This is a genomic window from Nonomuraea aridisoli (assembly GCF_003236395.1).
Classification (GTDB): domain Bacteria; phylum Actinomycetota; class Actinomycetes; order Streptosporangiales; family Streptosporangiaceae; genus Nonomuraea; species Nonomuraea aridisoli.
In genome coordinates this window covers 1-14,570 of record NZ_POUD01000235.1, presented here as the reverse complement: position 1 = coordinate 14,570, position 14,570 = coordinate 1, and the positions used below count along the sequence as shown (strand labels likewise).

The window sequence follows — 14,570 nt, the reverse complement described above, 5'->3', positions numbered from 1 at the left end:
TGCACGCGTAAGATCGTCGGCAGCGTCAGATGGGTATAAGAGACAGGGCGATGGTGGCTGCGGACAGGAGGCCGGCGGTGGCGCTGGCGACGATCACCGCGCCGATCCCCGCGAACGCGAACAGCAGCCCGCCGACCGGCGGCCCCACGAGTCCGACCACGCCCGTGGTGACGGCGCTGAGCGAGTTCGCGCTCGTCAGCGCAGGGCCGGTGCCCACCACGGAAGGGGTGTGGGCCTGGGCGGCGGGACGGAAGACCACGGCGGCCGAGCCTTGCCCGAGCACCGCCACGTACACGAGCCAGATCGTCTCTGGCGTCACGGCGAGCAGCGTCACGGAGATCGCCAGCGCGTGACCGAGATCGGTGGCGATCATCAGTCGGCGGCGGTCCCACCGGTCGGCCATGACCCCGGCGAACGGCCCCAGCAGCAGCGACGGCAGGTATTCGAAGGCGAGGGTGACACCGGTGGCCAGCACCGAGCCGGTGACGGCGTGGACATGGGCGGGGATCGCGACGACCAGCATGCTCGTGCCGAGCCCCGCGACCCCCCGGGCCGCCCACAGGAGCCGGAAGTCCCGTACGCGCAGAGCCGGCGGCACCATCGTCCCTCCCGATGCTTTCCTGTCAGAAGAGAATCAGGGAAGGAGGTATCCTGTCAAAATATGAGCGTGGATCACGCGGAGCTGGGTCGGCGGTTGCGCCGCCGCCGGGCCGCACTCGGCCGGACCGTCGCGTCGGTGGCCACCGACGCCGCGCTGTCGGTCCCCTATGTGGCCAACCTGGAGAACGGCCGCGGCAACCCGACCGTCTCCGCCCTCGACCGGCTGGCCGAGGCCCTCGGCACCCGCCTGGTGATCACCTTGGCGGAGCCCGGCGCGGACGCGGGCCCGTCCGCCCCTGTCGTGCCGCCGTCCCTGCAGGAGTTCGCGCGCGGCCGGCGTTTCCGGCACGCGGTCGGCACGCTGGCCGGGCTGCTGGGGGAGGACGACCGGGCGGTGCGGACCAGGTTGTTCGACGCGCTGGCCGGCGCCGCCGCACCGCTCGGGCGGGACCTGCCCGAGACCGACTGGCAACGCCTGCTCGACGCGCTCGTCCTCGTCATGGGCCACCCGGCTGATCCGCCGGGCGGTCCATGACCGGTCACGGGACGAGCACGACCTTGCCCGTCGTCCGCCGTGACTCCAGGGCGGCGTGCGCGGCGGCGGCCTCCGCCAGCGGGAACGTCTGGACGGCGGGGACGAGCCGGCCGTCGGCCGCCGCGGCCAGCGCCCTGGCCTCGTACTCGGGGCGTTCGTGGCCGCGTTCGAGGATGACCAGCAGGGCGTTGGTCACGGTCAGGGCGCGCTCCTCGATCAGCCGGGGGTCCGGGTCGGCCGGCTGATGGGAGGCGTTGCCGATGCTGAGGAACCGGCCGCCGTCGGCGAGCAGGCCGAACGTCGCGCGCGCCTTGTCGCCGCCCACCCCGTCGAGCACGGCGGTCACCTTCCGGCCGCCGAGCCGCTCGGCGACCGTCCGCTCCCAGCCGGGTTCGTCGTAGTCGACGGCCAGGTCGGCGCCCAGCTCGCGGACGGCGGCCACCTTGGCGGGCCCGCCGGCCGCGCCGATCACCCGCGCGCCGAGACCACGGGCGTACTGGACGACCAGCCGCCCGATCCCGCCCGCCGCCGAGGTCACCAGGACGACGTCCTCGGCGGTCAGCTTGGCCACGTCCAGGAACTGCAGGGTGGTGCAGCCGGTGACGATCATCGCGACGGCCGCGTCGTAGTCGAGGTTGACCGGCATGCGGTGGACGGCCGTCACGTCGGCCACGGCCAGCTCGGCGTACCCGCCGGGCCGCCCGCCGGCGGTGACGACGTCGCGGCCGACCCAGGCCGGGTCCACGCCGGGCCCGGCGGCGTCCACGCGGCCGGCCACCTCGCCCCCGAAGATCGCGGGCAGCTCGGGCAGCGGCGGCAGGAAGCCGTCGGCCACGCCCTGCCGCATCTTGGTCTCCACCAGGTGCACTCCGGCCGCCCTGACGGCGATGCGCACCTGCCCGGGGCCGGGCTCGGGATCGGGAACGGTCTCGTACGTGAGGTTCTCCGCGGGTCCGAAGGCATGCAGTACGACGGCGTGCATCTTGTGTCCTCTCGTGGGCTGTCGCCTTCGAGCCTGCAACCTCAACCAAACTTGACGTCAAGCACGGCCTTGCCGTGGAGGCGGCGGCCGAGCAGGGCGGCGATCGCCTCGTCCGCCCGCTCCCAGCCGCCGCGCCAGGCGATGCCGGGGTCGAGGTCGCCCACCGCCACGCGGGCGGCGAGCCAGGTGAGGTCCGGCACGAGGTCGGAGCCGTCGAGCAGGTAGAAGGTGACGAGGGAGCGGTCGTGCCCCACGCCTCCGGTGGCGCCGGTCACCAGCACGCGCTTTCCCAGGAGCGGCCCGATCCTGCGCAGGGCGCGCAGCGCGCTGGCGCCCGCCACCGGGACGGTGCTGATCGCCCCCGGGTCGGCTCCGTCCGGGACGGCGCCGATCACGGCGGTGTCGACGGCGCGCAGCTCCGCCCAGGCGCCGTCGTGTCCGAGGGTGACCACCGGGGTGCCGGCGGACGGGCCCGAGGCGTCCGCCGCCGCGCGCTCGACCACGCCGGCCGCGTCCCCAGCCCAGGACGGCGCCGTCCGGGGCCTCGGCGAGGGCGTGGCTGACCTCGCCGACGTTGAGCGAGGTGGCGCTGGCCCTGTTCGGCAGCCGCGGCTTCGGCGGGGTCACCCTCGACGAGCTCTGCGACGAGGTGGAGGTGTCCAAGCGCACGTTCTTCCGCTACTTCTCCGGCAAGGAGGAGGTCGCGATGGCGCCGCTCGAGGACATGTGGCGGGCCCTCCTCGACGAGCTGGAGAAGGCCGATCCCGACGGCCGGCCGCTGCTGGAGCTGATGGAGGCGACCCTGCTCGCGGTGCTGGACCGGGTGGCCGACGACGCGTGGGCCGGCCGGGCGCTGCTGAGCTACCGCCTGTCGCGGCGGACCCCCTCGATGGACGCCCACACCCTGCACTTCTGCGACAGCACCATGCGGGCGGTGCTGGAGATCCTGCACCGCAGGCTCGACCTGCCGGACGACCCTCGCCCGCGGCTCGCGGGCGACATGCTGGTCGCGGCCTGGCGGTACGCCCTCGACGGCTGGTCGGCCGGCGACCGTCCGGACGGGCGGGAGCTCGCGGCCCGCGTCCGCGAGGCGGTCGCCGCCCTGCCCGGCAGCCTCGACCTGACCGCCGCCCCCCGGGGCTGAGCACCGGAACTGTCGGTGGCGGTGGGTTGAATCACCCGCATGGACGTGGACAAGCGCACGGGTCCGTTCTGGGACGTGATGGCGGGGCGGGTGCCACCGCCGCCGGCCGCGGAGACCCTGGGGTGGGAGCTGCTCGCCGTCGATCCCGACGCGGGCACGATCGAGGTGGCCTTCACGGCGAGCGAGCGTTTCGTCAACCCGGTGGGGGTGGTCCAGGGCGGGTTCCTGGCCGCGATGCTCGACGACACCTTGGGCCCGGCTCTGGTGGCGACGCTTCCCGAGGGGCAGTTCGCGCCCACGCTCGACCTGCACGTCCAGTTCCTGCGCCCCGCCCGCCCAGGCCGGCTGGTGGGGCGGGGCAGGATCGTCCGGCGCGGCCGTCAGGTCTGCTTCCTGGCCGGCGAGCTGCTGGCCGCCGACGGCGAGCCCGTGGCCGTGGCCACCGCGACGGCCCACATCCAGACCGTCCGGCAAGCCTGAGCCGGGGCCGGTCAGAGGCGGGAGTGGTAGATCTTCCTGGCGCGTTCGTAGAGAGCGAGGTGGTCGTCCAGCTGGGCTGGGGTGTCGAAGCGGCCGAACTCGCGCAGGAGTTGCTCCAGGCGGTCCAGCCAGGCCAGGCACCAGCGCACGTCCTCCGCCCTGGCCACGCGGGCGCCGGCGACGTCCACGTACACCGGGCTGGTGTGGGCGTAGGCGCCGCGCCGGTGCTGGGAGCGCGGGTGCGGGGGACCGCTCGCCACGGCCACCACGTACGTCGGCTCGTCCGTCGTCATGGTGGCCGTCAGCCGCCCGGCAGGCCCCTGCGCGAGCACGCCCGCGGCGGTGCGGATCTCCAGGGTCTCGACCTCGGGCCCGATCGAGGAGACCGTGATCTCCACCTCCTGCCCGGCGGGCAACTCCAGCGTGGCGCCCGGCTCGTGACCGTTCACGGTGAGCTCCAGCCACGGCCCGGTGGTGGCGAACGTCCGGCCGAGCGCGACGGCCTCGGCGTACGACTCGGCGGTGAGGGGGCCGCCGACGTGGGCGTACACGCGTTCCCAGCCGGGCGGGGCGGAGGCGGTGCCGCGGCGGCAGAACGACAGCACGGCGTCGGTCCCGGCCGACACCCCGATCCGGTTGCCCGCGCCGAGCAGACGCCGGTAGACGGCCGCCGTCGCCAGGATCGACGAGTGGTTGAGCACGTCGAGGGTGTCCACCAGGCCGAGCGCCGCGCCGACCACGATCTCCCTGGCCGAGCAGTTGCGCGCCCGGTCCAGCACGACGTCCGGCGGGTCGTCGTCGCCGAACGCCGTGTGGAACGGGTGGCCGTACGAGATGACCCCGCCGAGCGTGCGCATCTCCTCGCACGCCACCGCGTTCGGCGGCCAGTCGACCGTGTCCTGGAAGCCGGTGTGGTAACGACTCGGCAGCCCGCGCAGCCCGAACGCCGTGCAGTGGCCGAGCAGGTCGTTGCGGTACTCGACGCCGATCCGGGCCAGGTGCCGCTCGTCGGACCACGGCAGGTCCTCGCCCACCCAGCGCTCCAGCGCCTCCACGTCGTAGACCCGCTCGCTCGCCACATTGCCCGCCACCAGGTTGAGCACGTGCAGGTCCTCGCCGTGCTGCGCGGCGGCGGCCAGCTCGGGGGCGGCGGGCTCCTCGCCCATCCAGTTGAGGTGGACGTGCAGGTCGCCGCCGTACCAGCCACGGGCGGCGGCGTCGTACAGGCGCTCGGGCGCCAGCTCGACCAGCGTCTCCGCGCCGGCCCGCGGCGTCACGGTCACCTCGGAGGTGGTGTACTCCATGCCCCTGGCCACCGTCACCGTGATCGGCTCGGCCGGCACGTCCAGCACGACGTCGTCACCGTGGAAGTAGGGCCGCCGGTTCCCGTCCAGCTTGGGCGGCGCGCCCGGCGGGTACCAGCCTTGGCCGTTCGCGGTCGTCACGCTCCACCGGCACGGGAACCCGGCCCGCAGCCGCACGGTGGCCGCCGCCGCCCGCCTGCTCAGCGGCGCGAGGTCGACCGGCCGGCCGTCGACGACCACGGACTCGGCCACCTCGACGATCAGGGCGCCCCGGGGCTCGACCGTGTGGGGCGTGCCGTCCACGACCACGGTGACCGGTTCGTCCCTGCCGGAGTCGAGCAGCAGCGCCGTACGGAACGCCGCCCCCTCCAGCACCACCCGGGTGTCGGCCTCGACCGCGCAGCCGCCGGGGGTCAGTCGCAGCACGGGCAGGTTGTCCTGGACGTCCCCGCCGAGCGCGTCGCGCACCACGCGGGCGACGTCCACGTCGCCGAGGTGGTCCTCCCGCGCCGGCTCGGGCACCTCGGGGTGGCGCTCGGCGACGTGACGCAGGCCGGTGTTCCAGAAGTCGTGGCGGCGGTCCAGGTAGACGGTGGCCCACGCCTGGGTCACGTACGACAGGGTCGGCTCGCCCCAGCAGGGGCCGTGCGCGTCGCGGAGCGCGCGGTACTCGGCCACCGCGGAGGCCACAGATCCAGGCAGCAGCGGGTCGGAACGCAACGGATCGTTACACATCGGACACTCCCTGAAGACGGTGCGCCGTCATCGTGACACGAATGGTCCGCTGTGTCCCCCCTTTGGGGGTAGCTGGGAGACATGACGCACATCATCGACAGGGAAGCGGTGCGGGAACTGCTCGACACGGGGGAGGCCCAGCTCGTCGAGGTGCTTCCCGAGCCGGAGTACGCCTGGGCGCACCTGCCGCAGGCGCGCAACGTGCCGTTGCGGCAGCTCGACCGGGCGGCCGCGACGACGCTGGACCCGGAGCGCCCGGTGATCGTCTACTGCCACGACGCGCTCTGCGACCTGAGCCCGCGCGCCGCCCACCGCCTGAAGCGGCTGGGCTTCACCCGGGTCCACGACTACGTCCTGGGCAAGATGGACTGGCTCTCGGCGGACCTGCCGTACGAGGGGCACGCGGCGCTGGTGTCGCAGACCGTCCGGCGCGACCCGGTCACAGCCGTTCTGGACGACCCGCTGGGCTCGCTCACCGAGCGCATCATCGCCGACCCGGCCGGACTCGCGGTCGTCGTGGACGAGGACGACGTCGTCCAGGGGGTCGTCGGCTCGCGCGAGCTCAAGGGCGCCGACCTGGACGCCACCGCCGAGAGCGCGATGCGGGTGGGCGCGACCACGGTACGGCCGAGCGAGGAGATCGACGCGCTGGTCCGGCGCATGGACAAGGCCAAGGTGGACCACGTGGTGGTCACCCATCAGGACGGGACGCTGGTCGGCCTGTTCGGCCTCGGCGACGTCCGCCCGCCGCAGACCGAGTCGGACCGGGGCTGAGACCGCCGGCCGGCTCACGGGCCGACCCACGGGCCGACCCACGGGCCGACTCACGGGCCGACTCACGGGCCGACCCACGCGGGGCCGAGGCGCGGGAGTAGGCCGAGGCGCGGGAGCGGCCGGGCGCGGGCCCGGCCGGATGGCGCCCCTTCGCGGGGCGGCCGGGCTCAGGCCCGGCGGTTGAGGCGGAACGTCGGGTGCCCCGGCGTGCCGGGCTGGGCGTCGAGCGACTTGTCGTCGAGGACCTGCACGGCGTCCTGTGCCACGAAGACGCGCACGTCCTCCTTCTCGACCACCTGGTCGCCCTCGAACGGCGTGCTCGCCAGCGAGACCTCCAGCGTTCCGGCCTGGTCCTCCTTCGGCGCGATCCGCAGCCCGGCGTCGGCGGGCACGTCCTCGCCGACCATCAGGTCCCGGATGGCCGCCACGGCGTTGTCCGTCAGTGTCAGCACGACCCTGCTCCTTCGTGTGGCGTGTCGGTCCCGGGTCGCCTCCCCGAGGGGCTCGGAGCCAAACCCGCCGCGTGGAATGCCGCGACGGGTCCCGGGTAGCGGGGCCGCATGGGAAAGAACGAGGGAGCCGTGCTCGACGTGCTGCTCGACCGCTACGGCCGCACGTTCTGCGGGGAGGCCGGCATCCGGCTGTCCGACCGGCCGAAACCGCTCTACCAGCTGCTCGTCCTGGCCACGCTGCTGAGCGCCCGCATCTCGGCGGACATCGCGGTGGCCGCGGCGAAGGAGCTGTTCAAGGCCGGCTACGGCACGCCCAAGGGCATGCGGGACGCGAGCTGGCAGGACCGCGTGGACGCGCTGGGCCGCGGCCACTACCGCCGCTACGACGAGCGCACCTCCACCATGCTCGGCGAGGGCGCCGAGCTGCTCGTCGACCGCTGGAAGGGCGATCTGCGCCGGCTGCGCGACGAGGCCGGCGGCGACGAGCGGGGGATCGCGCGACTGCTGATGGAGTTCCCCGGCATCGGTCCCACCGGGGCGGACATCTTCCTGCGCGAGGTCCAGGCCGTCTGGCCGCAGGTGGCGCCGCACCTGGACGAACGGGTCCTGGACGGCGCGGGCAAGCTCGGCCTGCCCCGCCAGCCCGGCCGTCTGGCCAAGCTGGTCGGCTCGGGCGGCGACCTGGCCCGCCTGTCGGCGGCGCTCGTCCGGGTATCGCGCAGCAAGAAGACCGTGGAGGAGGTCAAGTCGGCCGCGGCGCGATGACCATGAACTGTTAGGTTCGGCACATGGGTGAGTTTGTGAGCGTCGAGGTGGCCGACCAGATCGCCACGATCCGTCTTGACCGTCCGAAGATGAACGCCCTCAACGGCCAGGTGCAGCGGGAGATCGCCGAGGCGGCCGGCATCGTCGACGGCGACCCGCAGGTCCAGGCCGTGATCCTTTACGGCGGCGAGCGCGTGTTCGCCGCGGGCGCGGACATCAAGGAGATGGCCGGCATGTCGTACGCCGACATGTCCAAGCACTCCCGCACCCTCCAGGACTGCTTCACCGCGGTCGCCCGCGTCGGCAAGCCGGTGATCGCCGCCATCAGCGGCTACGCCCTGGGCGGCGGCTGCGAGCTCGCCCTGTGCGCCGACTTCCGGGTCGCGGGCGAGTCGGCCAAGCTGGGGCAGCCGGAGATCCTGCTCGGCATCATCCCGGGCGCGGGCGGCACCCAGCGCCTGCCCCGCCTGATCGGCCCGGCCCGCGCGAAGGACCTCATCTTCTCCGGCCGTCACGTGCCCGCCGCCGAGGCCCTCGCGATGGGCCTGGTCGACCGCGTGGTGCCCGACGAGCAGGTCTACACGGCGGCCCTGGAGTGGGCGGCCACGTTCGTGGGCGGCGCGACGGTCGCGCTGCGCGCCGCCAAGCAGGCCGTCGACCAGGGCCTGGAGGTCGACCTCGACACGGGCCTGGAGATCGAGCGGCTGCAGTTCTCCGGCCTGTTCGCCACCGACGACGCCACGATCGGCATGCGCGCGTTCGCCGAGAAGTCCAAGCCGAAGTTCACCGGCCGCTGACACTGCCCGAGGGCGGGGTGTGATTTCCCGCATGCCCCGCCCGTACGGAAGTGGATGGCTCGTCATTGTCGGCGCGGGTTTACCACTATGGTGGCGTTTCATGATGCGCGCCCTCGTCCCCGATCGGCTCAGGAAGGCCGTGCGGACATGGTTCGACTCCCGCTACATCTCGATCTCTGATCACCGCCAGGACATCAGGGACGCGCTCTGGGAGGTCCAGACCCTGCGCCGCGAGGTCGCCACCCTGCAGAAGGAAGTGGAACGGCTCCGCGACGCCCGGCCCGCGCCGGCCCCGCCCAAGCCGGTCGACCCGGCGTTGAAGGCCAAGGTCGACGAGACCCGCAGGCTCGCCCAGCAGACGGCCCAGGCCCTCGACGGCGTGCTGCAGAACGAGGTCCTGGTCTGGCAGGCGATCGACGAGCTGCGCGCCCGTACCCGCACGGAGGAGCAACCGTGCGCGTGACGTGGAGCGCCGGCACCCGGCTGAGCTTCCGCCTCGACCCCGAAGACGAGATCACCGGCAAGGCGTCCGACGAGCACCCGATCAAGCTGGCCACGAACTCCTGCTCGATCGGCGGCGTCCCCGGCGACGCCCACCCCGACCTGTACGCCGTGGCCGCCTGGACGGTCGTGGCCCCCTGGACGCGCCGGCGGATCACGTTCGACCGGGCGATCTCGGCGGAGCTGGCCGAGGCCCTGCACGACGGCTGGGGGATCGAGGCCGGCCCGATCGGGGCCGAGCGGCGGAGCCCGGGGGCCACGCTGGCGATCTCCTACAGCGGCGGGGCCGACTCGGTGGCGGCGGCCACGATGTACCCGCAGGCGCCGTTCGTGCACTTCCAGCGGGTGAACCACCCGCGCGTCCCGAACCGCTGGCCGCACTACCGCTCCGACGTGCTGGCCCGGCTGGCCGCGAAGACCGGCCGCGAGCTGAGCGTCGTCACCTCCGACCTGGAGTACACCCTCGCCGAGCCCCGTCCCGGCTACCCCGAGCACCACGCGGTGGCGGCGGGGGCGCTGCTGCTCGCCGACCGGCTCGACCTCGGCGGCCTCGGCTTCGGCTACGAGATGGGCTCGCGCTGGCTCGGCGGCGGCCGGTACCTGTGGCGCTTCACCCCCGACAACCCCATGTGGGCCCCGCACGGCAGATGGGGCCGCCTCTTCGCCGCCGCGGGCGTGCACATCGTGCTGCCGGTCGGCGGCGTGAGCGAGGCCGTCACGATGCGCCTGGCGCTCGGCTCGCCGCTGCGCGAGCAGGTGCGGTGGTGCCTGCGCGGCACCGGCGGCCCCTGCCGCGTCTGCGGCAAGTGCCTGTACAAGGAGCTGATCCAGGCCGCCGTCGAACGCCGCCCGCTCGACACGCCCGTCACCGCCGACAGCCCGGTCGCCCGCAAGTGGCTCAAGAAGCCGCCGTACGGCGGACAGGAGATGATCGAGTACGGGCTGGCCCGCGTCCCCGGGATCGAGGACACCGTGTTCGGCCCGGTGCTCGACTACTTCGACGCCACCGAGGAGTCGACGAGCTGGCTGGAGCACTGCTACCCGCCCGCCCTCGGAGAGATCCCCGAGCGGTGGCGCGCGGAGGCGGCGTCGTTCGTCGAGGCGAACGTCGGCCTCATGACGGAGGACGAGGTGCGCCGGGTGGAGACGTGGGGCACCTGACGGCAGCGGTCTTCCCGGCCCGTTCCCGGCCGGCCGGTGGTTCGAGGAGAGAGTGTGAAGGTCTATCTGTCGGTCGACATGGAGGGCGTGACGGGGCTCACCGACCCCGAGGAGATGCACGCCGGCAAGCGCGGCTACGAGCGCGGCTGTGAGCTGATGACCGCCGACGCCAACGCCGCCGTCGAGGGCGCGTACGCGGGCGGGGCGAGCGGCGTGCTGGTCAACGACGCCCACGGCTCCACCAAGAACCTCCGCATCGACCTGCTCGACCCGCGGGCGACCCTCATCAGGGGCCCCGGCAAGGCGCAGCGCATGGCCCACGGGCTCGACGGGACGTTCCAGGCGGCCGCCTTCGTCGGCTACCACGCCCGCGCCGGCGTTCCCCACGGCGTGCTCAACCACACCTGGATGGGCAAGGAGATCCAGAACGTCTACCTCAACGGCGAGCTCTGCGGCGAGACCCGGCTGGTGGCCGCGTGCGCCGGGTTCCACGGCGTGCCGGTCGTGCTGGTGACCGGCGACGAGGCCGTCGGCGAGGAGGCCCGCGAGCTGCTCGGCGACGTCGAGACGGTGGCGGTGAAGAACGGCATCGACAAGTTCTCGGCCGAACTGCTGGCCCCGGTCGTCGCCCAGCGGCTGATCCGTGAGGCCATGCAGCGCGCCCTGGGCCGGTTGAACGACTTCACGCCCTACGAGGTGGCGGCGCCGTACACGCTGGGGGTCGAGTGGAACTCCACGGCCATCGCCGCGGCCGTGTCGCTGGTGCCCGGCGTGAAGTCGGCGGGGCCGCGCCACACCGAGTTCACCACCGACGACTTCACCCAGATCATGGCGCTCTTCGGCATCTTCGCCACGATCGGCGGCCAGGTCGCCTGCGGCAGCGGCCCGTACGGCTGACGGATCAACAGGAACGGGCCACACAGATCGGGCGTAGGGAGCGGAAGAGGTGGAAGGCGCGGCGCTGACCCGGCGTGGGCTGCTCGTCGGGATCGGGGCGGTCGGCGGCGCGGGCGCCATGTACGCCGCCATGGGCGCGCTCGGCCTGGCGCCGTCCGAGCAGGACAAGGCGTTCACTCCGCCGCGGCCGGGCGACTTCGCCCTGCGCGGCAGGGCGGCGGCCTCGGTGGTGATCCTGGGGGCGGGCGTGGCCGGGCTGACGGCCGCGTACGAGCTGGGCAAGGCCGGCTACGACTGCACGATCCTGGAGGCCAGGGCCAAGGCGGGCGGCCGGAACCTCACGCTGCGCGGCGGCGACCGCCTGACCGAGCTGAGGGGCCCGGCCCAGGAGGTGAGGTTCGGCGAGGGCGTCTACTTCAACGCCGGACCCGGCCGGATCGCGCCGTGGATGGTGACCCTCGACTACTGCCGTGAGCTGGGCGTCCCCATCGAGACGTTCGTCAACCGCAACGCCGCGGCGTACGTCCACACCAACGGGCAGACCATGCGCGCCCGCACCGCCCAAGCCGACATGTACGGATATGTCGCCGAGCTGCTCGCCAAGGCCACCGATCTCGGCGCGCTCGACAAGATGATCACCAAGGACGACCGGGAGCGGCTGCTGGACTTCCTGCGCAGGTTCGGCGACCTCGGCCCGAAGCTGGAGTACGAGGGCTCCGAGCGGCGCGGTTTCACGAAATTTCCGGCGATCGGCGCCGGCAGCCCCATCCCGGCCCCCGGCTCGCTCCACCAGGTCCTCGCCGCCGGCACCGGCCACGCCATCACCAACGACTTCGGCTACGACCAGGCCACCCCCATGTTCCAGCCGGTCGGCGGCATGGACGCCATCGTGACCAAGCTCGTCGAGGCCGTCGGCGCCGACCGGATCAGGACCGGCGCCCGGGTCACCAAGATCACCACCCTGGCCGACGGCGTCGAGGTGACGTACAGCGGCGGCGCTGGTGGCACGGTCAAGGCCGACTACTGCATCGCCGCGCTCCCGCCCCACATCCTCGCCAGGATCCCGCACAACCTCGGCGCCCAGGTCACCGCCGCGCTGCGCACGCCGGTCCCGGTGCCCGCCGGCAAGATCGGCCTGGAGTACGGCACCCGCTGGTGGGAGCTGGAGGACCGCATCTACGGCGGCGTCACCGAGACCGACCTCGACATCACCCACATCTGGTACCCCTCGCACGGTTACCACTCCGAGCGCGGCCTGCTCGTCGGCTACTACAACACCGACGCGAACGCCGAGCTCTACGCCGCCCTCACCCCCGACGACCGCCGCCGCCGCGCGCTCACCCAGGGCAAGAAGATCCACGGCGAGAAGTACCGGCAGAACGTGTTGTCCAGCGCCTCCATCGCCTGGGAGCGCCAGGAGCACATCGAGGGCGGCTGGGTGCGCTGGCCGTCCGTTGATTCGTCCTTCACTCTTCTGCAACGCCCCGCCGGAAGGGTTTACTTCGCGGGCGACTGGCTCACCCATCTGATCGCCTGGCAGGCGGGGGCCATGGAGTCCGCCCGCGGTGTCGTCACCGAGCTGCACGAACGTGTGCTGCGGTCCCCGTGACGCGCCCGCTGCTCCTCAGGGCCGCAATAGGCTCCTGGGGAGAAGCGAACGAGGAGATGGGATGACGTTGCACTGGGTGCCCGCGACCGAGCGGATCGACCTCCTGGCGGAGCCGGTGGCCCGCGCCGTGACACACGTGGAGGGCGTCGAGGTGGCCGAGATCGACCCCGATCTGGCCGACACGGCGGCGTTCTGCGAGCGCTACGGCGTGCGCCTCGACGAGTCGGCCAACTGCGTGGTCGTGGCGGCCAAGCGGGGCGGCGAGACGCGCTACGCCGCGTGCATGGTGCTGGCGACGATGCGGGTCGACGTCAACGGCGTGGTGCGCAAACACCTCGACGCCCGCAAGGCCAGCTTCGCGCCGATGGCCGACGCGGTCGAGCTGACCGGCATGGAGTACGGCGGCATCACGCCCATCGGCCTGCCGGAGGAGTGGCCGATCCTGGTCGACACGCACGTCGCCGAGCACGCGCGCGTGGTGATCGGCAGCGGCGTGCGCAGGTCGAAGCTCGCCATCCCGGGCGCCACCCTGGCCGGCCTGAAGAGAGCAGAGGTGCTCTCCTTGGCCGGATGACTGAACCGAAGCCGTTTCGAGACCGTTGGATGGGAAACCCATGGGGCCTTTCTGGACGTTGTACGAGTGGGAATGTGGCCTCGTGGTTCATCTCGTGGGCGGGGATTAAGCCGGTATGGTGCTTCATGCCATGAACGATGACCGACTCGGCCCTTACCGGCTGCTCAGGCGGCTCGGTGAAGGCGGGATGGGCGTTGTCCATCTCGCCGTCGATCCGCAGGGGCGCCAGGTGGCGGTCAAGGTCCTGCGCGGAGAGGTCGCCGGTGACGAGGTCGCCAGGCGGCGGCTTTCGCGCGAGGTCGAGACGATGCAGCGGGTCCGCAGCAGCTACATCGCCGAGGTGCTCGACGCCGACGTGACCGGTCATCGTCCCTACATCGTCACCCGTTACGTGCCCGGCCGCCCCCTCGACGAGATCGTCAAGGACGACGGGCCGCTCGACCTGCCCGCCCTGGTCAAGGTCGCGCACGGGGTGGCGTCCGCGCTGGCCGCGGTCCACTCGGTGGGCGTGATCCACCGCGACCTCAAGCCCGGCAACGTGCTGATCCTCGACGGCGAGCCCGTCCTCATCGACTTCGGCATCGCGCAGGCGGTCGACGCGACCCGGCTGACGCAGACCGGCATGTTCATCGGCACGCCCGGCTACCTCGCGCCCGAGATCATCGAGGGCCACGAGGCCGGTCCCGAGGTCGACGTGCACGCCTGGGCCGGCACGCTGCTGTTCGCCGCCTCCGGCCAGCCGCCCTTCGGCAAGGGCACGCTGGAGATGGTCTTCTACAACATCACCGCGGGCAAGGCCGACATCGGCGCCGCGCCCGCCGAGCTGCAGCCGCTGCTGAAGGCGGCCTTCCAGCGCAACCCGGCCAAACGCCCCAAGGCGGCCGAGCTGGCCGAGCAGACCGCGCGGATGTTGCCGGCCAGGCCGCCCGGCCGGGCCGAGGAGATCACCACCGTGCCGGCGCGCACCGACCCGCCGCAGCCGGTGCCGTTCCCGCCGCCGCCGCGGGTGGGCGACAAACCGCCCTACGACGTCTCGACTCCGCCGATGACGCCGCGGCGGCTGATCGACGGCGCCGAATCACCGCATGTGCCGGGGCCCGGGCGTCCGTACGAGTCGTTGCTCGGCGGCGCCTCCGGCGAGCAGCCGTACGAGTCGCTGCTGCCCGACCAGGCCGACCCCTACCCGACCCGCCGGGTGACCCCGGAGGAGCTGCGGCGTATCCAGCAGCGCGAGGCGGGGCCCTACCCGCCGCCCCCGGC

At 73.1% G+C, this 14,570-nt stretch carries 17 protein-coding genes; 12 read left to right on the top strand and 5 right to left on the bottom strand.

Annotated features, from left to right (window positions below; genetic code table 11):
- Positions 1-25: 25 nt before the first annotated feature.
- A complete protein-coding gene (locus tag C1J01_RS54295; RefSeq protein ID WP_111183613.1) occupies positions 26-601 on the bottom strand; it encodes an MFS transporter in 576 nt (191 codons plus the stop codon).
- A 60-nt stretch (positions 602-661) separates the two neighbouring features.
- On the opposite strand from C1J01_RS54295, the gene C1J01_RS36975 reads away from it, so the two are divergent.
- Positions 662-1,135, top strand: a complete 474-nt coding sequence (locus C1J01_RS36975; protein WP_181449176.1) for a helix-turn-helix domain-containing protein — start codon at positions 662-664, stop codon at positions 1,133-1,135.
- 4 nt (positions 1,136-1,139) lie between these two features.
- Here the strand turns inward: C1J01_RS36975 and C1J01_RS36970 are convergent, their stop codons facing one another.
- Positions 1,140-2,117, bottom strand: a complete 978-nt coding sequence (locus tag C1J01_RS36970) for a zinc-binding dehydrogenase (RefSeq protein WP_111183612.1) — start codon at positions 2,115-2,117, stop codon at positions 1,140-1,142.
- Positions 2,118-2,158: 41 nt separating this feature from the next.
- Positions 2,159-2,620 (bottom strand): MDR/zinc-dependent alcohol dehydrogenase-like family protein, encoded by a 462-nt coding sequence (locus tag C1J01_RS52635; protein ID WP_235854915.1) that lies wholly within the window; start codon positions 2,618-2,620, stop codon positions 2,159-2,161.
- A gap of 80 nt (positions 2,621-2,700) precedes the next feature.
- On the opposite strand from C1J01_RS52635, the gene C1J01_RS36960 reads away from it, so the two are divergent.
- Both C1J01_RS36960 and C1J01_RS36955 read left to right on the top strand, forming a co-directional pair.
- Positions 2,701-3,261, top strand: a complete 561-nt coding sequence (locus C1J01_RS36960) for a TetR/AcrR family transcriptional regulator (RefSeq protein WP_235854916.1) — start codon at positions 2,701-2,703, stop codon at positions 3,259-3,261.
- Between the two features lie 39 nt (positions 3,262-3,300).
- Positions 3,301-3,741 (top strand): PaaI family thioesterase, encoded by a 441-nt coding sequence (locus tag C1J01_RS36955; RefSeq protein WP_111183611.1) that lies wholly within the window; start codon positions 3,301-3,303, stop codon positions 3,739-3,741.
- An 11-nt stretch (positions 3,742-3,752) separates the two neighbouring features.
- On the opposite strand, the gene C1J01_RS36950 is transcribed toward C1J01_RS36955, so the two are convergent.
- Positions 3,753-5,780 carry a CehA/McbA family metallohydrolase gene (locus C1J01_RS36950; RefSeq protein ID WP_235854914.1) on the bottom strand — a complete coding sequence of 676 codons (2,028 nt, stop codon included), beginning with the start codon at positions 5,778-5,780 and terminating at the stop codon, positions 3,753-3,755.
- Between the two features lie 81 nt (positions 5,781-5,861).
- Here C1J01_RS36950 and C1J01_RS36945 point away from each other — a divergent pair, with 81 nt between their 5' ends.
- Positions 5,862-6,554: a rhodanese-like domain-containing protein gene (locus C1J01_RS36945; RefSeq protein WP_111183610.1), complete on the top strand. Its 693-nt coding sequence runs from the start codon at positions 5,862-5,864 to the stop codon at positions 6,552-6,554.
- A gap of 167 nt (positions 6,555-6,721) precedes the next feature.
- Here the strand turns inward: C1J01_RS36945 and C1J01_RS36940 are convergent, their stop codons facing one another.
- The gene (locus tag C1J01_RS36940; RefSeq protein ID WP_111183609.1) at positions 6,722-7,006 is read right to left on the bottom strand and encodes a hypothetical protein; all 285 of its coding nucleotides are present in this window, start codon (positions 7,004-7,006) and stop codon (positions 6,722-6,724) included.
- Between the two features lie 108 nt (positions 7,007-7,114).
- Here C1J01_RS36940 and C1J01_RS36935 point away from each other — a divergent pair, with 108 nt between their 5' ends.
- The 8 genes from C1J01_RS36935 to C1J01_RS36900 all read left to right on the top strand — a co-directional run.
- Positions 7,115-7,771 (top strand): hypothetical protein, encoded by a 657-nt coding sequence (locus tag C1J01_RS36935; protein WP_111183608.1) that lies wholly within the window; start codon positions 7,115-7,117, stop codon positions 7,769-7,771.
- Between the two features lie 23 nt (positions 7,772-7,794).
- Positions 7,795-8,568: an enoyl-CoA hydratase/isomerase family protein gene (locus C1J01_RS36930; protein ID WP_111183607.1), complete on the top strand. Its 774-nt coding sequence runs from the start codon at positions 7,795-7,797 to the stop codon at positions 8,566-8,568.
- A 100-nt stretch (positions 8,569-8,668) separates the two neighbouring features.
- Positions 8,669-9,031, top strand: a complete 363-nt coding sequence (locus C1J01_RS36925) for a hypothetical protein (RefSeq protein WP_111183606.1) — start codon at positions 8,669-8,671, stop codon at positions 9,029-9,031.
- Positions 9,022-10,230, top strand: a complete 1,209-nt coding sequence (locus C1J01_RS36920; RefSeq protein ID WP_111183605.1) for a DUF6395 domain-containing protein — start codon at positions 9,022-9,024, stop codon at positions 10,228-10,230. Before C1J01_RS36925 ends, C1J01_RS36920 begins: the two co-directional genes overlap by 10 nt.
- Before the next feature lie 54 nt (positions 10,231-10,284).
- Positions 10,285-11,127 (top strand): M55 family metallopeptidase, encoded by an 843-nt coding sequence (locus C1J01_RS36915; protein WP_111183604.1) that lies wholly within the window; start codon positions 10,285-10,287, stop codon positions 11,125-11,127.
- Positions 11,128-11,176: 49 nt separating this feature from the next.
- The gene (locus C1J01_RS36910) at positions 11,177-12,736 is read left to right on the top strand and encodes a flavin monoamine oxidase family protein (protein ID WP_111183603.1); all 1,560 of its coding nucleotides are present in this window, start codon (positions 11,177-11,179) and stop codon (positions 12,734-12,736) included.
- A 61-nt stretch (positions 12,737-12,797) separates the two neighbouring features.
- The gene (locus C1J01_RS36905) at positions 12,798-13,310 is read left to right on the top strand and encodes a YbaK/EbsC family protein (protein ID WP_111183602.1); all 513 of its coding nucleotides are present in this window, start codon (positions 12,798-12,800) and stop codon (positions 13,308-13,310) included.
- Between the two features lie 130 nt (positions 13,311-13,440).
- On the top strand, positions 13,441-14,570 hold a 1,130-nt coding region (locus C1J01_RS36900), incomplete at its 3' end, for a serine/threonine-protein kinase (RefSeq protein WP_146615860.1).

Excerpts from the sequence above, each read along its gene's own strand:
- C1J01_RS36955 (WP_111183611.1), top strand. The coding sequence starts at position 3,301 with ATGGACGTGGACAAGCGCACGGGTCCGTTCTGGGACGTGATGGCGGGG.
- C1J01_RS36925 (WP_111183606.1), top strand. The coding sequence starts at position 8,669 with ATGATGCGCGCCCTCGTCCCCGATCGGCTCAGGAAGGCCGTGCGGACA.
- C1J01_RS54295 (WP_111183613.1), bottom strand. The coding sequence starts at position 601 with ATGGTGCCGCCGGCTCTGCGCGTACGGGACTTCCGGCTCCTGTGGGCG.
- C1J01_RS36950 (WP_235854914.1), bottom strand. The coding sequence starts at position 5,780 with ATGTGTAACGATCCGTTGCGTTCCGACCCGCTGCTGCCTGGATCTGTG.
- C1J01_RS36935 (WP_111183608.1), top strand. The coding sequence starts at position 7,115 with ATGGGAAAGAACGAGGGAGCCGTGCTCGACGTGCTGCTCGACCGCTAC.
- C1J01_RS36970 (WP_111183612.1), bottom strand. The coding sequence starts at position 2,117 with ATGCACGCCGTCGTACTGCATGCCTTCGGACCCGCGGAGAACCTCACG.
- C1J01_RS36975 (WP_181449176.1), top strand. The coding sequence starts at position 662 with ATGAGCGTGGATCACGCGGAGCTGGGTCGGCGGTTGCGCCGCCGCCGG.
- C1J01_RS36930 (WP_111183607.1), top strand. The coding sequence starts at position 7,795 with ATGGGTGAGTTTGTGAGCGTCGAGGTGGCCGACCAGATCGCCACGATC.
- C1J01_RS36905 (WP_111183602.1), top strand. The coding sequence starts at position 12,798 with ATGACGTTGCACTGGGTGCCCGCGACCGAGCGGATCGACCTCCTGGCG.
- C1J01_RS36945 (WP_111183610.1), top strand. The coding sequence starts at position 5,862 with ATGACGCACATCATCGACAGGGAAGCGGTGCGGGAACTGCTCGACACG.